Source organism: Streptomyces sp. NPDC056987, assembly GCF_042673865.1.
In the GTDB taxonomy this organism is placed as follows: domain Bacteria; phylum Actinomycetota; class Actinomycetes; order Streptomycetales; family Streptomycetaceae; genus Streptomyces.
The window spans coordinates 68,569-87,819 of the sequence record NZ_JBHURV010000022.1; the positions used below are offsets into that span (position 1 = coordinate 68,569).

Sequence of the window (19,251 nt, forward strand, 5' to 3'; positions counted from 1 at the left end):
CGGATCCTCCTGTCGAAGACCGCTTGACCTCACTCGGCCCCGGGGTCGGGGTGAGCACTTCGTCCAGCGCCCCTGGCTCGGGGCGAGCACTTCGTCCAACCTAAAGCCACTCTCGCCGCTTCGCACAAGAGTGCCCGCACGCTCACTTTTTCGTCAGAAATGCGGTTGCCCCGTCCGAGATCGTTCACGCAGGATTTGCCCATGAGTGCTCGGCTGCGGGGTATCGCGAAGGAAACAGAGGAGATCGTCCGAACGGGGGTCTACCGTGCTCCGGACGGCCGTGAGGTGGTCCTGCGCGCGGAACTGGACGCGGCCGTCGCGGGCACGCGGATGTACGGCCCCGGCCCCGTCGGCCCCGCGGGCCCCTCCTCCGGGGCGGCGGTTTCCGGCCGTACGGAGCGCGGCGGACCGGTCGTCGAGGTCACCGGCGAGAGCAGCCTGGAGGCGGCGCGCCGGCTGACGGCCGCGGACCCCGGGGCGCCGGTGGCGGTCCTGAACTTCGCGTCCGCGCGGAACCCGGGCGGCGGCTATCTGAACGGCGCACAGGCACAGGAGGAGGCGCTCTGCCGGGCCTCCGCGCTCTACGCCACGCTGCGGGCGGCGCCGGAGTTCTACGCCCACCACCGCGCCGACCGGGACCCGTTCTACACCGACCGGGTGATCCACTCACCGGGGGTGCCGGTCTTCCGCGACGACCGGGGTGGGCTGCTCGACACGCCGTACCGGGTGGGTTTCCTCACCTCGCCCGCGCCGAACGCCGGGGTGATCGCGCGGCGCGCCCCCGAGGACGCCCACCGCGTCCCGGCCGCCCTCGCCTCCCGCGCGGAGCGGGTCCTGGAGACGGCCGTGGAGTGCGGCTACCGGCGGCTGGTGCTGGGGGCGTGGGGATGCGGGGTCTTCCAGAACGATCCTGCGGTGGTCGCGGGCGCCTTCCGGGCGCTGCTCACGGGCGGGGGCCGGTTCGCCGGCGCCTTCGACGAGACGGTCTTCGCGGTGCTGGACCGCACGGCGGAAGGGCCGACGCTGGGGGCGTTCCGGCGGGTGCTGGCACACACCGCCCCGTAGGGCCGCGGCGTACGGCCGGGGTGACGGTGCCGCCGCCGTCCGCGGCGACGTCACGGTCGCCCCGCCCCGTACGCTCCTCACTTCCAGCCGTACAGCTCCTTCAGCCGGTTCACGACGAGGTTGAACCGCCCCCGGTCCAGGGCGCACGCCTCACGCCGCATCCCCCCGTCGTGGACCCGGAGCACCCGGTCCACGTCCACCCACGACTCGCGCCCCTCGCGGTCCCACGGCCCGACCCCGATCGGCACCCACTCGCGGTCCTGGTCACGTCGCTTGCTGGAGAGCTGGACGGCGAGCAGGGTGCCCGCCGCCTCGCGCGCCACCACCAGCACCGGCCGGTCCTTGCCGCGTCCGTCGTTCTCCTCGAACGGCACCCAGGTCCAGACGATCTCCCCCGGGTCGGGGTCGCCGTCGCGCTCGGGCGCGTAGGAGGTGCGGACGGGGCCGACGGCGCGCGGGTCGGCCTCGGTCGTGGCGGCGGGGCCGCCGCGGCCGGGGGAGTCGGGGAAGGCGGAGGACGTGGGCGAAGAGGAGATCATCTGTACGACGGTAGGGCCTGCTCCCTCGCGGACGTCGGGCGGGTCCATGGGGAACGGCCGGATCGGTCCACCGGGTGCCCCGCCGGGGGCCGTTCTGGCAGGATGCCCGGTGCGATGAGTCAGCCGACCGAGCACTCCGCCGCCCGAGCCGCCGTTCCGGCCGGCTCCCTCCCGACCAGCTTCGACGTGGCGCGGCTGGCGGGGGTGTCCCGCGCCACCGTCTCGTACGTGCTCAACGGCGTCACCGACGTCCGGATCAGCGAGCCCACCCGACTCCGGGTCCTGGAGGCCGCCGAAGCGCTCGGTTACGTCCCGCACGCCGCCGCCCGCAGCCTGCGCGCCGGACGCACCCGGATGGTGCTGCTGCCCACCGGACACGCCCCCGCGGGCCCGCTCCACAGCCGGGTCTTCGACGAGTTCCAGCGCTCCCTGCGCCGGCTGGGCTACACGGTGGTGCAGTACGGCAGCCTCGGCCCGGACCCGGTCGGCGCGGCCCGCGCCTGGGCCGAACTGCGGCCGGTCGCCGTGGTCTCGCTCGGCGAGACGCCGCTCACCCCGGAGGCGGTGGAGCTCCTCAAGCGGTCCGGGGCCAGGAGCGTGATCACCCTCGGCGCGGAGCGGATCGCGGGCGCGCACGCGCTCGTCATGGACCAGCGGACGATCGGTGGCCGCGCGGTCTCCCATCTCGTCGCGCGCGGGCGCCGCGCGATCGGGGTGGTGATGCCCGCGGAACCGGGCCTGGAGCCGTACGCCGCCCTCCGCCTCGCGGGCGCGGACGCCGCCGCGCGGGATCCGGTCACGGACGCCGCCGCCCGCGTCACGCCGCTGCCCCTGGCCCGCACGGAGGAGTCCGCCGCCGGCCTCGCCGCGCGCTGGCGGGGGCTCGGCCTCGACGCCGTCTTCGCGTACAACGACGAGTACGCGATGCTCCTGATGCGGGCGCTCCAGGACGAGGGGATCCGGGTGCCGGAGGAGACCGCGGTGATCGGCGCCGACGACGCGCTGCTCGGGCGGCTGCTGCGGCCCCGGCTCTCCACCGTCCGTATCGACATGGCGACCGGGCCCCGGCTGGCCCAGCTCGTCGACCGGGCCGTCCGCGACCCGGGGGCCGAACCTGAGCGCCACGGCCTGATGGGCGCGCGGGTCGTCCACCGTGAGTCGAGCTGACGGGCCCCCGCGGCCGTACCCGCGCGACGTGCGGCGGCCGGGCCGGGTGGCTAGCGTCGACGGTATGGCTACTGTTCCGCAGCGGTTCGAGCTTCTGCTGGTCGCGGGGTTCACCGAGGAGCACGAAGGACCGCCCTGGGCCGAGAACGCCCTGCGCTCGGCCGTGGTCGAGGCGACGGGCGACACCGGGGCCTCCGGTTATCCGCGGTACGCGGGCAACGGCATGGAGGCGGACATCGACCCCGAGACCCGCACGGTGGAGGCGCTGCTCATCGACGGGGAGGAGCTCGACTACGGGATGACGGTGCGGGTGGTCGCCGTACCCCAGGACCAGACTCCGGCCTGAAGAACCGGCCCCCGAGCCCGTTGACAGCGGTCGGCACCGGGCAGAGACTCGGACGGCGAGCTGTTATGAACCAAAGTTCACCAGGCGAACAGCCGTCGGGAGTGGCGGCTGCGCGCCCGGGGGAGAGAAGCCGGAGATCCGATGAGCATTCGCGACGTCTACATCGTCGACGCCGTCCGCACCCCGATCGGCAGGTTCGGAGGCGCCCTCTCCTCCGTACGCCCCGACGACCTCGCCGCCCATGTGGTGAGGTCGCTGGTGGACCGCACCCCGGACCTCGACCCGGCGCGGATCGACGACGTGGTCCTCGGCGACGCGAACGGCGCGGGCGAGGACAACCGCGACGTGGCGCGGATGGCGGTGCTCCTCGCCGGACTCCCGGTCTCCGTCCCGGGGGTGACGGTGAACCGGCTCTGCGGGTCCGGTCTCGAAGCGGTCATCCAGGCCGCCCGCGCGGTCGCCCTCGGCGACGCCTCCGTCGTCGTGGCGGGCGGCGTCGAGTCCATGTCCCGGGCCCCCTGGGTCCTCCAGAAGCCGGAGCGCGCCTTTCCGGCCGGTCACCAGCAGCTCCACTCGACCACCCTGGGCTGGCGGATGACCAACCCGAGGATGCCCGCGGAGTGGAGCGTTCCGCTCGGTGAGGGCGCCGAACTGATCGCGGACAAGCACGCCCTCGGCCGGGAGCGGCAGGACGCCTTCGCGCTCGCCAGCCACCGCAAGGCCGCCGCGGCCTGGGCGGCCGGACTCTACGACGGCGAGGTCGTCCCGTACGACGGGGTGGAACTCACGCGCGACGAATGCATCCGCGACACCACCTCCATGGAGGCGCTCGCCAAGCTGAAGCCGTCGTTCCGTGCCGACGGGACAGGGACGGTGACCGCCGGGAACGCCTCGCCCCTCAACGACGGCGCCGCCGCCCTGCTCCTCGTCGACGAGGCGGGGCTGCGCGAGACCGGCCGCGAGCCGCTGGCCCGGATCCGCGCCTCGGCGGTCACCGGTGTCGAGCCGCAGCTCTTCGGGCTGGGGCCGGTCGAGGCCGTGCGGCGCGCCCTGGACAAGGCGGGGCGCACCTTCGCCGACCTCAGCACCTTCGAGCTGAACGAGGCGTTCGCCGCGCAGTCGCTGGGCTGCCTCGCCGAGTGGCCCGAGCTGGACCCGGCGCTCGTCAACCCGCGCGGCGGCGCCATCGCGATCGGCCACCCGCTGGGCGCCTCCGGTGCCCGGCTCGCCGGGTCCGTCGCCCACCAGCTCGCCGCGGCCGGTTCGGGCACCGGACTCGCCGCGCTCTGCATCGGGGTGGGGCAGGGGCTGGCGCTCGTCCTCGAACGCTGACCGCGCGCCCGGCCGGAACCGGGGGCCCGGAGAGCCGGGGCCGGCCGGAGCGTGACCTCAACACGCCGTGCACGCGGCGGAGTTCGGCCCGGTCCGGCCGCCCGCGCGGCTGCCCCGCGTCCGTCGCACCCGTGGCCGAATCGCTGTACCGTACCGGATCATCCGAGCGACTGGAGAGCCTTCATGTCCCTGCTCGACCCCAAGACCTGGCAGCCCGTCCGACTGTCGGGAGGTGAGTCCGCGGTCGTGGAGCCCGCCACCGGTGACACCTTGGGTACCCTCGCCCTCGCCGCCCCCGAGGACGTCGCCGCCGCGTCGGAGGCCGCCGCCGCGGCGCAGCGGGCCTGGGCGGCCACCCCGTATCCGGTACGGGCCGGGGTGCTGCGGCGCGCGGGCGACCTGTTCGCCGCGCACGCCGACGAGCTGCGCGACTGGCTGGTACGGGAGTCCGGGTCCATCCCCGGCAAGGCGGGCTTCGAACTGCATGTCGCCGCCGAGGAGTGCTACGAGGCCGCGGCGCTCGCCTCCCGCCCCACCGGCCAGGTGCTGCCGAGCGAGGAGCCCAGGCTCTCCTACACGCGGCGGGTCCCGGCCGGGGTCGTCGGCGTCATCGCGCCGTTCAACGTGCCGCTGATCCTCGCCATCCGGTCGGTCGCCCCGGCCCTGGCGCTCGGCAACGCGGTGCTGCTCAAGCCGGACCCGCGCACCGCCGTCTGCGGCGGGCTCGCGCTCGCCGCGGTCCTCGCGGAGGCCGGACTCCCGGACGGGCTGCTGCACATCCTGCCCGGTGGCGCGGAGACCGGACAGGCGCTGGTCGCGGACGCGCGGGTGCCGGTGATCTCCTTCACCGGCTCGACCGCCGCCGGGCGCGCGGTCGGCGAGGCGGCGGGCCGTGCCCTGAAGCGCGCCCATCTCGAACTCGGCGGCAACTCCGCGCTCGTCGTCCTGGCCGACGCCGACATCGAGGCCGCCGTCTCCCAGGCGACCTGGGGATCCTTCTTCCACCAGGGCCAGATCTGCATGACCACGGGACGCCATCTCGTCCACGCCTCGCTGTACGAGGAGTACGTCGAGCGGCTCGCCGCCAGGGCCGAATCGCTGGCCGTGGGAGATCCGTACCGTGACCAGGTCCACCTCGGGCCGATCATCGACACGGCCCAACTGGCCAAGATCGACGCCCTGGTGGAGGCGAGCGCGGCCCGCGGGGCCAAGGTCGCCGCGGGCGGTACCCACCGCGACCTCTTCTACCGCCCCACGGTCCTCGCCGACGTCGACGACCACACCCCCGCCTACACGGAGGAGGTCTTCGGCCCGGTCGCGCCCGTACGCCCGTTCAGCGGTCTGGACGAGGCCACCGCGCTGGCGTCGGCGGGCCCGTACGGTCTCTCCCTGGGCATCGTCACCCGGGACGCGGCGCTCGGTCTGGAGCTGGCGGACCGGATCCCCACGGGGATCGCCCACATCAACGACCAGACCGTCAACGACGAGGCGGTCGCCCCCTTCGGCGGCATCGCCGCGTCCGGCACGGGCGCCCGCTTCGGCGGCGAGGCCAATCTGGAGGCGTTCACGGAACTGCGCTGGACGACGGTACGGCGCGAGCCCGCGAGCCACCCCTTCTAGGACCGGACGGGGGCCCGCCCACAGGGCGGTCGGCCGGGGACCCCGCCCGCGTAGCCCTGGGCGGGGTCCCCGCTCAGCCCTGCTCGGTGTCCTTGGCCTTCGCCTCGGCCTCCGCGACCGACTTGCGCACCTCGTCCATGTCCAGGGCGCGCGCCTGGCCGATCACGTCCTCCAGAGCGGTCTCCGGCAGCGCGCCCGGCTGGGCGAACACCGCGACATTGTCGCGGACGATCATCAGGGTCGGGATCGACCGGATCTCGAAGGCCGCGGCCAGCTCCTGCTGCGCCTCCGTGTCGACCTTCGCGAAGACGAGGTCGTCGTGCCGCTCCGACGCCTTCTCGTAGACCGGGGCGAACTGGCGGCACGGACCGCACCAGGAAGCCCAGAAATCGATCAGGATGAAGTCGTTCTCCGACACCGTCCGGTCGAAGTTCTCCTTGGTGAGTTCCACAGTGGCCATGTCCTGGTACCTCTTCCTGCTCTCCGGTGAAGCCGCCTGCGACAACGGTCCGGGCCGTCGCCGTATTCCTGTACACGTCCAGGCCCCTGCCCGAAGATCGTGTGGCCATGCGACCCGCCCCCGGCGAGACTGTCCCCATGACAGAAGCTGTGGAGTACGACGTGGTGGTCCTGGGCGCGGGACCGGTCGGGGAGAACGTCGCCGACCGGGCCAGGGCGGCCGGGCTGAGTGTGGCGGTGGTGGAGAGCGAGCTCGTCGGGGGTGAGTGCTCGTACTGGGCGTGCATCCCCAGTAAGGCGCTGCTGCGCCCGGCCCTCGCGCGCGCCGAGGCGCGCAGGGTGCCGGGGCTGAGCGAGTCGGCCAGGGGCCCGCTGGACGCCGCGGCCGTGCTCGCGCACCGCGACTACTTCACGGCGCACTGGAAGGACGACGGCCAGGTCGGCTGGCTGGAGGGGATCGGCGCCGTCCTGCACCGCGGCCACGGCCGGCTGGACGGCCCCAAGCGGGTGACGGTGACGGACTCCGACGGCGCCGAGCGGGTGCTGACGGCGCGGCACGCCGTCGCCGTGTGCACCGGCAGCCGGGCCGTCCTGCCCGGGCTGCCGGGAATCGACGGGGCCGGCGCCTGGACCAGCCGGGAGGCCACCAGCTCCCCGACCGTCCCCGCGCGGCTCGTCGTGGTCGGCGGCGGCGTGGTGGGGATGGAGATGGCGACCGCGTGGCGGGCGCTCGGCTCCGAGGTCACCGTGCTGATCCGGGGCGACGGCCCGCTCCCCAGGCTGGAGCCGTTCGTGGGCGAGCTGGTCACCGAGGCGCTCACCGAGGCGGGCGCCACCGTCCGTACGGGCGTGTCGGTCGCGGCGGTCGAACGCGACGGCGCGAGCGGACCCGTCACCGCCGTGCTGGCGGACGGCGAGCGGATCGAGGCCGACGAGATCCTCTTCGCCACCGGCCGCGCCCCGCGCACCGACGACCTCGGCCTGAAGACGGTCGGCCTGGAACCGGGCTCGTGGCTGACGGTCGACGACACCTGCCTGGTGGAGGGGAGCGACTGGCTGTACGCGGTCGGCGACGTCAACCACCGCGCGCTCCTCACCCATCAGGGCAAGTACCAGGCCCGGATGGCGGGCGCCGCCATCGCCACGCGGGCCAAGGGCGCCACCGTCTCCGCCTCCGACGCGTGGAGCGCCCACACCGCGACGGCCGACCACGCCGCGGTCCCCCAGGTCATCTTCACCGACCCGGAGATCGCCGCGGTCGGCCTCAGCCTCGCGGAGGCCGAGGCGGCGGGCCACCGGGTCCGCGCGGTCGACTTCGATCTCTCCGGTGTCTCCGGCGCGGCCCTCTACGCCGACGGCTACCGGGGCCGCGCCCGCATGGTCGTCGACCTGGACCGGGAGATCCTGCGCGGGGTCACCCTCGCGGGCCCCGGGGTCGGCGAGCTGCTGCACTCCGCGACGGTCGCCGTGGTCGGTGAGGTGCCGGTCGACCGGTTGTGGCACGCCGTCCCCTCGTTCCCGACGATCAGCGAGATCTGGCTGCGGCTGCTGGAGACGTACCGCGACCAGTGACGCCCCACCGACGGAAGTGAAGCGGGAACGAGGGGAAGGCCCGGTGACCTGACAGATCGTCACCGGGCCGTGTGCGGCGGCGCCGTCACCAGTCGTGGACGCTGCCGTCCCGCAGCCGGTTCACCGGCAGGTACTTGCGGTTGTACGGGAAGCGGGCGGCGGCCTCCTCGTCGAAGTCGACGCCGATCCCGGGCCGGTCACCGGGGTGCATCAGGCCGTCCTCGAACCGCCAGGACGTCCGGAACACCTCCTCGTACGGGCTGAGGTGGCCCATGTACTCCTGCATGCCGAAGTTGGCGACGGAGAGGTCGACATGGAGCGCCGCGGCGAAGGAGACGGGGGACAGGTCGCCCGCGCCGTGCGAGCCGGTGCGCACCCCGTACAGCTCCGCCAGGGAGAAGATCTTGCGGAGGTGGCTGATCCCGCCGGCGTGCGACACCGACGTACGGATGTAGTCGATCAGCCGGTTCGTGATGAGGTGCTGGCAGTCCCAGATGCTGTTGAAGATCTCGCCGACCGCCAGCGGTGTGACGGTGTGCTGCCGGATGAGCCGGAAGGCGTCCTGGTCCTCGGCGGGGGTCGGGTCCTCGATCCAGAACATCCGGTACGGCTCAAGGGACTTGCCGAGGCGCGCCGCCTCGATCGGGGAGAGCCGGTGGTGCACGTCGTGCAGCAGCTGGAAGCCGTAGCCGAACCGCTCCCGGACCGCGGCCATGTAGGTGGGGACGAAGTCGAGGTAGGCGCCGGTGTCCCAGGCCTCCTCGGTCGGCAGGGCGCCGTCCGCCGGCTCGTAGGTGACGCCGTCGCCCTTGCGCATGCCGTACACGCGCTCCAGCCCGGGGACCGCGGCCTGGGCCCGGACCGCGCGGAAGCCCTGGCCGAGGAACCGGTCGACGTCGTCGAGGAGTTGGGGGATGTCGTTGCCGCTGGCGTGGCCGTAGACGGTGACGCCCTCGCGGGCGGCGCCGCCGAGCAGCTGGTAGACGGGCAGCCCGGCGACCTTGCCCTTGATGTCCCACAGCGCCACGTCGACGGCGGCGATCGCCGTCATGGTGACCGGTCCGCGACGCCAGTACGCGCCCTTGTAGAGGTACTGCCAGATCTGCTCGATACGGTCCGCGTCCTGCCCGATCAGCAGGGGGCAGACATGGTCGCTGAGGTAGGAGGCCACCGACAGCTCACGGCCGTTGAGGGTGGCGTCGCCGATTCCCGTGACGCCGTCGGAGGTGGTCAGCTTCAGAGTGACGTAGTTGCGTCCCGGGCTGGTGACGAACACCTGGGCGTCGACGATGGTGGCCATTGCGGGCGGACCGCCTTTCCGTGTGGTGGGTGGGGGAGCCGGCGCTGCGGCCGGGGGTGCGGCGTTCAGGAAGGGGGAGCCGTGGCGGCGCGCAGCGCGGCGTCCAGGGTGGCGCGGGGGCCGTGCCGGTCCAGGTCCCGCGCGTATCCGGCGACGCGGTCGGCGAACTCCCGCCGCCCCGCGACGGGTTCGGGCAGGATGCCGCCCGCCTCCACCACCAGCCGCGCCGCCGCGCCCGGTTCGGCCGCGCGCGCCGCGAGCTCGCGCAGCCGGGCGGTGGCGTCGTCCCGTACGGTCCCGAGGGCCCGCTCGTCGTAGGCGTCCCGGCCGCGCGTGACGACCTGGACGTACGCGGCCACCCCGAGGGCCAGCACATCGGGCACCGCGCCGGTGGTGAGATGGTGGGCGAGCGGGCCCGCCCACCGCACCGGGATCTTCAGCGAGCCGTCGGTGGCGACCTGCGCGGTGCGGTGACCGAGCGCGGGGTTGGCGAAGCGTTCGAGCAGCTCCTCGATGTACGTGGCGCCGTCCACCCCGTCCGGTACGTCGAGGCTCGGCAGGATCTCCCGGGTCATGGCGTGCCGGACCGCGGCGCCGAGCCCCGGGTCGGCCACCGCGCGGTCGATGGACGGGTGACCGAGCAGCAGCCCGAGGTAGGCGAGCAGGGAGTGGGCGCCGTTGAGGAGCCGCAGCTTCATCGTCTCGTAGCCCGCCACCTCCGGTGTGAAGACCGCGCCGGCCTTCTCCCAGGCGGGGCGTCCGGCGCGGAAGTCGTCCTGGAGGACCCACAGCCGGTACGGCTCGGCCGGCACCGGCACCGCGTCGCGCACCCCGAAGTGCCGGGCGACCAGGGCACGGTGCTCGTCGGTGGTGGCGGGCGCGATGCGGTCGACCATGCTGGAGGGCGTGGACACCGAGGAGGCGAGGTAGGCGGTCAGCTCCTCGCGCTCACCGGCCGGCAGGGCCGCCGCGAACTCCGCCAGCAGCTGCCGCAGCCTGCTGCCGTTGTCCGTCAGGTTGTCGCAGGTCAGCACCGTCAGCGGGGCGGCGTGGTCGCGTACCCGGCGCTGCAGACCGCGCAGCAGCAGGCCGAGCGGGGACCGCGGGGCACCGGCTCCCGTGAGGTCGGCGGCGACGCGCGGGTCGTCGAGGTCCAGGCCGCCGGACGGGGTGAACGTGTACCCCTTCTCCGTGACGGTCAGGGTGACGATCCGGGTGCCGGCCGCGCCGATGGCGTCCACCACCGCCTCGGCCTGGTCCCCGCCGAGCAGCCCCGGGTGATGCACCCCGGGGGCGTCCGCGCGTACCGAGCCGTCGCCGCCGAGGGTGAGGACGGTGTACAGCTCGTCCTGCGCGGTCATGCCCTCCACGACGGTCCGCGAACGCTGCGTCGGCCCGGTGACGACCCCGGTGATGCCCCAGGGGCCCTCGGCGTGCCGGAGCGCCTCGGCGGTGTAGACCGCCTGGTGGGCCCGGTGGAAGTTGCCGAGCCCGAGATGGACGATGCCCCGCTCCGGTGCGGTACGGGGGCGGGCGAGTCCGGGTACGGGAAGGCGGGCGCGGGAGAGCGGCGGCACGTCCGGGATCGGGCGCGGGCCGCGGCTCTGGCTCGGGCTGGCGTTCAACGCGGGGGGCTCCTCGGTGAGTCTTCGCCGGCGGGGCGGACGCCGGTCCGTCGCGGCGTCCTCGATCTCCGGCAGTACTACCATACAAGCCTTGTATGTTAGGAGGCAATGGTGGTGCCGGCCGGGCGGGAGGCCCCGGGGCGGGCGCCGGGAGGCGGTGGCCCGGGGGCGCGGCGGACCGCCCCTCGGCCGGCGCGGCGGACCGGGGCGGCGGACCGTCCTTCGGCCGCGTGCGGCCCGGGTGGCTCCGTGTCCGTGCGCGCCACCGGCCCCCGGCCGCCCCTCAGCCGTTGGCGAAGCGCCGGGCCAGGGCGATCTCCCGCGCCAGCTCGACCCCGGCGGCGACCCCGCCGTACAGGATCCCCCGGTCCCCGAGGAGCGACACCTCCAGGCGCGGCGGCTCGAACGGCAGGATCAGTGACAACTCCGCCTGGACGGCCGGGATGTAGTCGCCGAGCCGGCGGCCCACACCGCCGCCCAGGATGACCAGGGCCGGGTCCACGACGGTGACGACCGCGGCCAGGGCCAGGGCCAGCAGCCTGGCCTCCGCCGTCAGCACCTCGCGGGCCCGCGGGTCGCCCGCCGCCGCGGCGGCCAGGACCTCCTCGGCCGTCGTCGCGTCCGTCATCCCGCGCTCCCGCGCCGCGCCGACGATCGCGTCCGCCGCCGCCGCGGTCTCCAGCATGCCGCGCTCGCGCACCTCGTCGGGCAGCCCGCGCCGGGGCACCGGCAGGACCGGCATGAAGGCGATCTCGCCGGCCATGCCGCGCGTGCCGCGCAGCGGCCTGCCGTTCAGCACGATCCCGGCGCCCACCCCCGAACCGACGTGCAGATAGACGAAGTTGTCGATGTCCTGGCCCTGGCCTCTGGTCCGCTCGCCCAGGGCGCCCAGGTCCACGTCGTTCTCGAAGCGGACGGCGCCGGCCTCGGCGAAGAAGTCCCGGAGCCTCCTGACGTGCAGGGCGTACTCCCATCCGGGCAGGTTCGAGGCCAGCCGGAAGGACTCCTCCCCGGGGTCGTACACGCCGGGGCTGCCCACGACGATCTGGAGGAGGTCCGCCATCGTCAGCGACCGCTCGGCGAGGGTGGCGGACACCAGTTCCTCGATGACGCCGACCAGTCCTTCGGCGTCGCGGGCGGAGGGCACCCGGACGTGCCGCACGATGTCACCGGTGAGGTCGGTCAGCGCCAGCCGCACCCAGCGCCGCCCGATGTCCAGCACGGCGACCCACCCCGCGGTGGGCTCGGGGCCGAAGAGCTGGGGGGCCCGGCCGGCCTGCCCCGTCCGCACTCCCAGCCTGCGCAGCAGCCCGTTGTCGATCAGGGCGGCGACCGCCGCGCTCACCGTGGGCTTCGACAGCCCCGACGCGGTGACGAGCTGGGGGATGGAGATGGATCCGGCGGCGTAGACGTGGTGGAAGACGGATCGTTCGTTGAGGTGGCGCATGTACGTCGTACTGGTCGCGATCGGGGACGACTTCGGCAACGGGCCCTCTTCTCTGGTCTGGCTCTCCGTCCGAACGTACGGAGGTGCGGATCGAACGTACGGAGGTTCGGGCGTACCTCTTGTTTATTTAGGAGGCTCCCTTACAATCATCGCTCATGAAAGCGCTTGCCAGCCCGGGGCCCATGGTGGCGGTCGACATCGGCGGAACCAAGACCGCGCTCCTCGTCACCGGCGGGGCGGACGGCTCCGCGCGCCGCACCGAGCGCATACCCACCCGCCCCGAGGAGGGCCCGCACCCCCTCTTCGCGCGGATCGCGGACACCGTGGACGCCCTGCTCGGCCCCGGGGCCGAGCGCGCGGACGTGCGCGGCGCCGGGCTGGTCTGCCCGGGGATCGTCACCGAGACCGGGGTGCTCTTCGCGCCCCACACCCCGGGCTGGGAGGAGCTGCGGGTGCGCCGGGCGGCCACCGCGCTCTTCCCACGGGCCACGATCACCGTCATGAACGACGTCAAGGCCGCGGCGCTGGCCGAGGCCAGGGAGGGCCGGCTGGCCGGTGTCGGACACGGCATCTATCTCAACGTCGGGACCGGCCTCTCCTGCGCGCTGGTGGTCGGCGGGACCGTACTGACCGGCGAGAACGGCGCCGCCGGGGAGATCGGCTACCAGGTCCTCGACCCGGCGGACCCGGGCGTACGGGAGGACCGGGCGCCCCTGGAGGAAGTCTTCTCCGGCGCGGCGCTGACCGCGCTCGCGCGCGCCAGGACGGGGGAGGACGCCACCGCCGGCACGGCGTTCGAACTCGCGGCCACCGAGGCCGGCTTCGGCGCGGAGATCGGTGACCGTCTCGGGCGGTTCGCCGCCGCCGTCGCCAACCTCGCCATCGCCTTCGACCCGGCGCGGATCGTCGTCGGCGGCGGGATGGCCCGCCACGACGAGGTGTTCACGGCGCTCGCCGCCGCGCTGGAACGGCTCGTCCCCTTCCCGCCCACGCTGCTGCGCTCCCGTACGTACGACGACGCCGCCCTCACCGGCGCGCTGATCGCGGCACGCGAGGCCCTGAGCCCAGGTCCCTGAGGCGGCCGGACCGCCCGCCGTCCGGAGCCGCGCCACCCGCGGCCCCGGACACACCCCCGGACACACCAAGAAAGTTGGACGGCATGCGAAAGAAGCTCATCCCGATAGCGACCGTCTTCTCGCTCGCCCTCACGGGCTGCGCGTTCGGCGGTGAAAGCGGCGCGGGGGGAGACTCCGACACTCTGAAGTTCTGGCTCTCCGGCGACGGGAACCAGGGCGGTGGCTTCGCCGCGATGGCGAAGGAGTACACCAAGGAGACCGGCGTCGAGATCGATGTCGTCGACATCCCCTACGACGACCTGCGCACCAAGCTGCGCAACGCGGCCCAGGCGGGCGATCTCCCCGCGCTCGCCCGGGTGCCCTCGGTGGACCCGCTCTGGGCCGGCTCCCTGCTCGACCTGACGGGCACGGCCGAGAAGAACAAGGTCAAGGCGAACCTCCTCGCGAAGTCGTCCAAGGGGCAGGTCAACGCCCTGCCGACCGACCTGACCGCGGCCGGCCTGTTCATCAACAAGAGCCTCTTCGACAAGGCGGGCGTACCGTACCCGAAGTCGGCCGGGGACCAGTGGACCTGGGACGAGTTCACCGCCTCGCTGAAGAAGGTGCAGCAGGCGACGGACGCCAAGTACGGCATGGTGATGGACGGTTCGAGCCACCGGCTGCGCTCCTTCCTCTACCAGTACGGCAGCAACGGCTTCGGACCGGACGCGGGCGGCGCGTACGCCGCGAACCCGGAGACCACCACCGGCCTGGAGCGCTTCAAGGCGCTGAACGACGACAAGATGATGCCCCGCTCCGTCTGGCTCTCCGGGGACGACGCCAACGCCCTGTTCAAGAGCGGCCGCGTCGCCGCCTACTACTCGGGTGTCTGGCAGATCACCGACTTCTCCCAGAACATCAAGGACTTCGAGTGGAAGTCCGTCCTGATGCCGAAGCAGCCCGTGCGCGCCACGAACCTCGGCACCAACTACGTCGTCGGGTACGACGGTCCGGCCGCGGAGAAGACGGCGGAGTTCATCGACTGGCTGTACACGCCGGAGAACTACCGGAAGCTCTGCGAGATCTCCGGCTTCCTCCCCGTCGAGGACGGCATCGACGTGAAGTACGCCGCGAACAAGGAGGCCTTCGACGTCTACAACGACGAGATCGCCTCGTCCGGCCCGATCAGCTCGCTCCAGATGCGGACCGAACTGACCGACGCCTACCGGGGCAAGGGGTCCACCGACGATCCGATCAAGGACGAGACCGTCAAGTACCTCAACGGCGACCAGGACGTGAAGGCCACGGTCGCCGCCATCGAGAAGAAGTTCACCGAGGCCGGTCGCTGATCATGAAGTCGACGTCGACGGCGGCCGTCGTGGCAGGCCGCCGCAGCATCCCGCCGCCGCGCTCCGCGGCGCCCCGCCGGCGACGGCCCGGCCGCTACCGGTCGGCACCGGTCGTGCTCGCCGCGGTCAACATCGTGATGTTCCTGCTGTTCTTCGTCTGGCCGGGCGCGCTCGGACTGCTCTACTCGTTCACCGACTACCGGGGCTTCGGGCAGCCGGACTTCGTCGGCCTCGACAACTACCGCACCCTCTTCGGGGACACGGACTTCTACGCGGCCCTGGGGCGCACGGCGGTGTACGTCGTGCTGTCCGTCCCGCTCACCTATGTCCTCTCCCTGCTCGTCGCGGTGCTCCTCGTCAGCCGGTTCGCCCGCGGCACGACCGTCGCCAAGGTCGTCTTCTTCTTCCCGTGGCTGATCTCCCCGATCGTCACGGGAGTCATCTGGCGCTGGCTCTTCGGCGAGAACTTCGGCTTCGTCAACTTCGTCCTCGGCACCCTCGGTGTCTCGGAGGTCAAGTGGTCCTCGGACGGGGACCTCGCCCTCGCCGTGGTGGTCCTCGCGACGGCCTGGGGCGGCACGGCGTTCAACATGCTGCTGTTCATCGCGGCCCTGCGGAACGTGCCGACGTCGTACTACGAGGCGGCCGAACTGGACGGCGCGAACGGATGGGAGCGGTTCCGCCACATCACCCTGCCGGCCATCGCCCCCACCTCCTTCATGGTGATCCTGCTGGCGACGATCAACGCCACCAAGGAATTCGCGATGGTCCAGGCGCTCAACGGCGGCGGTCCCGGCACCGACAACCGCCTGATCGTGCAGTACATCTACGAGACCGGCTTCAAGCGGGCCGAGGTCGGCTACGCGAGCGCGGTCTCCATGGTGCTGATGGCGATCCTGCTGGTGGTCGCACTGGTGCAGATGCGACTCGGCCGAGGGCGGGGAGCCTCATGAACGACACGAGGAGCCTCATGAAGGGATCCCGTACGGCCGCCGTCACCCTCGCGCTGTGGGCGCTGGCCGCCTGCTTCGCCTTCCCGGTCCTGTGGTTCGTCCTCAGCGCCTTCAAACCGGGCAGCGAACTCTTCAGCTATCCGCTCTCCGTCCTGCCCCGCGACTGGACCGTCCAGGGGTTCGTGGACGCCTGGCAGCGGATCCACTTCGCGCGCTACTTCGGCAACACCCTGCTCGTCGCCTCCGTCACGACCGTCCTCACGGTCCTCGCCAGCGCCGGCACCGGATACGCCCTCGCCAAGTACTCCGCCCGCTGGATCAGGGTCTTCTTCGTCTGCGTCCTCGCGACGACGATGCTGCCCACCGAGGTCATCCTGACCCCGTCCTTCGCCGTCGTGCGGGAACTCGGGCTGTACGACTCCCTCGCCGGGATCATCGTCCCGTCGATCATCACCGCGACCGGCATCTTCATGTTCCGCCAGTTCTTCATGACCGTCCCCGACGAGATCCTGGAGGCGGCGCGCATCGACGGCGCGAGCGAGATCGGCATCTTCACGCGGATCATGCTGCCGATCGCCCGGCCGATCGTGGTCACGCTGGCGATCTTCTCCTTCCAGTGGCGCTGGAACGACTACATCTGGCCGCTGATCGTCCTCGGCGACCAGCAGCGGTTCACCCTCCAGGTCGCGCTGCGCAACCTCATCGGCGCGCAGAACATCGACTGGCCGGTGCTGATCGCCGCGTCCGTCATCTCCCTGCTGCCGCTGCTGGTGATGTTCCTGGTGTTCCAGCGCTACGTCATGAACGCCGACATCAACGCGGGCCTGAAAGACTGAGAGCGAGCCGAACCCCGTGACCCAGCCGATGCCCCCTCACTCCGTCCCTCACCCTCACCTTCACTCCGCCCCTCACTCCGCCCCGCAGCCCGCTCCCTGGCGGGACCGGGCCCTGCCGCCGGGGACCGACCTGCCGTTCGTGGACACCTTGGTGGCCCCGCTCGACCGGTACGTGCCCGAGCTGCGCGCCGCCCTCGCGGACGGCGCGTACGCCACCGCCGAGCACCGCGCCCTCGCGAGCGCCGTCAAGACACTCCTCACCGCCTTCCTCCACCCGCGCTCCCGCTGGCGCACCGACCCGGGACTCCTGCCCCCCGCCCGGCGGTTGCTCGACCAGCTCGCCACACTCCAGGGCGCGGACGGACTCTTCGGCGGCGACAATCTCGCCTCACCGCCCGACTCCTCCTTCACCGTCAACGACGTGTGCGTGACGACCCAGTTGCTCGACGCGTACGGCAACTCTCCCGAGGGAGAGGCGGGTACGGAGCAGGCCGGGCTGCGCTCCGGGCTGGCCGCGATCCGCCGCGCCGTGACCCCCGCGCTGCTGACCGGCGGTGTCCACACCCCGAACCACCGCTGGGAGCTGTGCGCCGCCCTCGCCAGGCTGCACCGCCTCGACCCGGACCCGCGGCTGCCCGCCCGCGTCGACCAGTGGCTCGCGGAGGGCGTCGACCTACAGCCCGACGGGATGTACTGCGAGCGCAGCCCCCTGTACGCCGCGCACGTGACCAACCCGTCCCTCCTCGCCGTCGCGGACGCCCTCGACCGCCCCGAACTGCTCGATCCCGTACGGCGCAACCTCGACGCCTTCGCGGAACTCTTCGACGAGGACGGCGCGGTGGAGTCCGTGCACTCCCGCCGCCAGGACCAGCGCACCGCCTTCGACGGCGCCGGATTCCTGCTGCCGTACCGGAGGTTCGCCGTACGGGAGGGACGCGCCGACTACGCGGCGGTCGTCACCGGCATCCTCGCGCGCCCCGTCGGCGCGGAACTCGCCGCCGACGTCCTCGCCGAGACCTTGCTCGACCCCACTCTGGCAAGGCCGCTTCCCCCGCCCGTGGACCCGGCGGCCGGGGCCGGCCCGGCGCGGCTCGTCCTCGCCGACTCCGGCCTGGCCCGGTGGCGTACCGGACGGCGTACCGTCACGGTGTACGGCGGCGGTGACAACGCCCGCTTCCCCGACATCGCCTCGGGCCTCGCCACCAACCCCACCTTCCTGAGGTTCCGGCAGGGCGCCGCCGTCCTCGACGCGGTACGGCTCTCGGTGAACTTCTTCGGCCTCGGCCCGTTCCGCGGCGACGGCCTGCGGGTGGCGGACGACGGGCGCTGCTCGCTGACCAGGACCACCACCGCCCGCTTCTACCAGCCGCTGCCCGAGGACCGGCGGCGCCTTGGCGGCGGGTACGAACTGGGCGGCGAGGGGCGCTTCTTCGCCGCCATGGACTTCGCCCACCGCCCCGCCGACGAGCACCGGCTGCGCGTCGACGCCGAGGTCGTCCCGACCGGATCCGGTGTGGACGTACGGCTCGGGCTCACCGGCGTCCCGACCTCCTTCGTCCTCGAACTCACCTTCCGGGGCGGGGGAGTTCTGACCGGGGCCCGCCCCCTGTCCGGGAGCGACGCGTTCGAGCTGGCCGAGGGCACCGGCAGCTACACCGTGGGCGAGGACACCATCCGCTTCGGACCCGGCAACGGTACGGGCCCCGCGCAGCCCGCGCTCTTCGACGACGGCGAACGCTTCACCTACCTGGGCGCGCGGGACTCCCTGCCGGGCACCCGCGTCCGGATCACCGGCCGGGTCCCCGGTGCCTACACCCTGACCCTCACCGGAACGGGTCCCCGCCCCTGACCGCCCGTCCCACCGCGGAGCGCAGCCCGGTGAATTCCGGCAGCCCGCGGGTGGCGATCTGGTCGCGCTCCGCCGGGAGCCCGACCGGCAGATCGGCGCGGATCCGGCCGGGACCCGGCGCCAGGACGACCACGCGGTCGCCCACGTACACGCTCTCGTCGATGTCGTGGGTGACCAGCAGGACCGTCATGCCCTCCGCGCGGTGCAGCCGCAGCAGCAGGTCCTCCAGCTCCTCCCGGGTCTGCGCGTCCAGGGCCCCGAACGGCTCGTCCATGAGAAGCAGCGACGGCCGGGCGACGAGCGCCCGCGCCAGGGCGACCCGCTGCTGCATGCCGCCGGAGAGCTGCCAGGGGTGGCGCCGCGCCGTCCCGGCCAGCCCGACCTGCTCCAGCATCCGGGCCGCCGCGGCGTGGCGCGCGGCGCGGCCGAGACCGTGCCGGCGCAGCGGCAGCGCCACGTTGTCCCGCACGGACAGCCACGGGAAGAGCGAGCGGCCGTAGTCCTGGAAGACGATCCCGAGCCGGTCGGGCACCCCGTCGACGGGCGCGCCGTCCAGGGTGATCCGGCCCGAGGTGGGTCGGACGAGCCCGGCGACACACCGCAGCAGGGTGGACTTGCCGCACCCGGAGGGCCCGACGATGGTGAGCAACTGGCCGTCGGGGACGGTGAGTTCGATGTCCCGCAGTGCTTCGGTCCCGCCGGACGCGGTGCCCGCCCGGCGGCCCGCCCCACCGTCC

Annotated in this window: 17 protein-coding genes; 11 read left to right on the forward strand and 6 right to left on the reverse strand. The window is 73.3% G+C overall.

Annotated elements, in window-relative coordinates; all coding sequences use genetic code 11:
• Positions 1-201: 201 nt before the first annotated feature.
• Positions 202-1,065, forward strand: coding sequence for a TIGR02452 family protein (locus tag ACFTZC_RS24420; protein ID WP_382893074.1), 864 nt, complete (start codon positions 202-204; stop codon positions 1,063-1,065).
• A 77-nt stretch (positions 1,066-1,142) separates the two neighbouring features.
• Here ACFTZC_RS24420 and ACFTZC_RS24425 read toward each other — a convergent pair whose 3' ends face one another.
• On the reverse strand, positions 1,143-1,604 hold the full coding sequence (locus ACFTZC_RS24425; RefSeq protein ID WP_382893076.1) for a type II toxin-antitoxin system PemK/MazF family toxin: 462 nt from the start codon (positions 1,602-1,604) through the stop codon (positions 1,143-1,145).
• A 114-nt stretch (positions 1,605-1,718) separates the two neighbouring features.
• On the opposite strand from ACFTZC_RS24425, the gene ACFTZC_RS24430 reads away from it, so the two are divergent.
• From ACFTZC_RS24430 to ACFTZC_RS24445, 4 genes are all read left to right on the forward strand, one after another.
• A complete protein-coding gene (locus ACFTZC_RS24430) occupies positions 1,719-2,771 on the forward strand; it encodes a LacI family DNA-binding transcriptional regulator (protein WP_382893078.1) in 1,053 nt (350 codons plus the stop codon).
• A gap of 64 nt (positions 2,772-2,835) precedes the next feature.
• Positions 2,836-3,117: a hypothetical protein gene (locus ACFTZC_RS24435; RefSeq protein WP_382893080.1), complete on the forward strand. Its 282-nt coding sequence runs from the start codon at positions 2,836-2,838 to the stop codon at positions 3,115-3,117.
• Positions 3,118-3,258: 141 nt separating this feature from the next.
• Positions 3,259-4,449, forward strand: coding sequence for a thiolase family protein (locus tag ACFTZC_RS24440; protein WP_382893082.1), 1,191 nt, complete (start codon positions 3,259-3,261; stop codon positions 4,447-4,449).
• A gap of 183 nt (positions 4,450-4,632) precedes the next feature.
• Positions 4,633-6,069 (forward strand): aldehyde dehydrogenase family protein, encoded by a 1,437-nt coding sequence (locus tag ACFTZC_RS24445; protein WP_382893084.1) that lies wholly within the window; start codon positions 4,633-4,635, stop codon positions 6,067-6,069.
• A 73-nt stretch (positions 6,070-6,142) separates the two neighbouring features.
• Here ACFTZC_RS24445 and trxA read toward each other — a convergent pair whose 3' ends face one another.
• Entirely contained in the window at positions 6,143-6,529 is a 387-nt protein-coding gene (trxA, locus tag ACFTZC_RS24450) for a thioredoxin (protein ID WP_382893086.1), read from the reverse strand.
• Between the two features lie 137 nt (positions 6,530-6,666).
• Here trxA and ACFTZC_RS24455 point away from each other — a divergent pair, with 137 nt between their 5' ends.
• A complete protein-coding gene (locus tag ACFTZC_RS24455; RefSeq protein ID WP_382893088.1) occupies positions 6,667-8,100 on the forward strand; it encodes a dihydrolipoyl dehydrogenase family protein in 1,434 nt (477 codons plus the stop codon).
• An 85-nt stretch (positions 8,101-8,185) separates the two neighbouring features.
• On the opposite strand, the gene manD is transcribed toward ACFTZC_RS24455, so the two are convergent.
• The 3 genes from manD to ACFTZC_RS24470 all read right to left on the reverse strand — a co-directional run bounded on the left by manD (position 8,186) and on the right by ACFTZC_RS24470 (position 12,511).
• A complete protein-coding gene (manD, locus tag ACFTZC_RS24460) occupies positions 8,186-9,400 on the reverse strand; it encodes a D-mannonate dehydratase ManD (RefSeq protein WP_382893090.1) in 1,215 nt (404 codons plus the stop codon).
• Between the two features lie 65 nt (positions 9,401-9,465).
• A complete protein-coding gene (locus ACFTZC_RS24465; RefSeq protein WP_382893092.1) occupies positions 9,466-11,025 on the reverse strand; it encodes a mannitol dehydrogenase family protein in 1,560 nt (519 codons plus the stop codon).
• Positions 11,026-11,308: 283 nt separating this feature from the next.
• The gene (locus ACFTZC_RS24470; RefSeq protein WP_382893094.1) at positions 11,309-12,511 is read right to left on the reverse strand and encodes an ROK family transcriptional regulator; all 1,203 of its coding nucleotides are present in this window, start codon (positions 12,509-12,511) and stop codon (positions 11,309-11,311) included.
• Positions 12,512-12,627: 116 nt separating this feature from the next.
• Between ACFTZC_RS24470 and ACFTZC_RS24475 the strand changes: the two genes are divergently transcribed.
• The 5 genes from ACFTZC_RS24475 (at position 12,628) to ACFTZC_RS24495 (ending at position 18,514) form a co-directional block, all read left to right on the forward strand.
• Positions 12,628-13,548 carry an ROK family protein gene (locus tag ACFTZC_RS24475; protein ID WP_382893096.1) on the forward strand — a complete coding sequence of 307 codons (921 nt, stop codon included), beginning with the start codon at positions 12,628-12,630 and terminating at the stop codon, positions 13,546-13,548.
• A gap of 83 nt (positions 13,549-13,631) precedes the next feature.
• Positions 13,632-14,876, forward strand: coding sequence for an ABC transporter substrate-binding protein (locus ACFTZC_RS24480; protein WP_382893098.1), 1,245 nt, complete (start codon positions 13,632-13,634; stop codon positions 14,874-14,876).
• Positions 14,877-14,878: 2 nt separating this feature from the next.
• Positions 14,879-15,829, forward strand: a complete 951-nt coding sequence (locus ACFTZC_RS24485; protein WP_382893100.1) for a carbohydrate ABC transporter permease — start codon at positions 14,879-14,881, stop codon at positions 15,827-15,829.
• Positions 15,826-16,665 (forward strand): carbohydrate ABC transporter permease, encoded by an 840-nt coding sequence (locus ACFTZC_RS24490; protein ID WP_382893102.1) that lies wholly within the window; start codon positions 15,826-15,828, stop codon positions 16,663-16,665. Before ACFTZC_RS24485 ends, ACFTZC_RS24490 begins: the two co-directional genes overlap by 4 nt.
• A 139-nt stretch (positions 16,666-16,804) precedes the next feature.
• Positions 16,805-18,514: a hypothetical protein gene (locus tag ACFTZC_RS24495; protein WP_382893104.1), complete on the forward strand. Its 1,710-nt coding sequence runs from the start codon at positions 16,805-16,807 to the stop codon at positions 18,512-18,514.
• Here ACFTZC_RS24495 and ACFTZC_RS24500 read toward each other — a convergent pair.
• On the reverse strand, positions 18,489-19,199 hold the full coding sequence (locus tag ACFTZC_RS24500; protein ID WP_382893221.1) for an ABC transporter ATP-binding protein: 711 nt from the start codon (positions 19,197-19,199) through the stop codon (positions 18,489-18,491). The two genes, ACFTZC_RS24495 and ACFTZC_RS24500, sit on opposite strands and share 26 nt — an antisense overlap.
• Between the last annotated feature and the right edge of the window lie 52 nt (positions 19,200-19,251).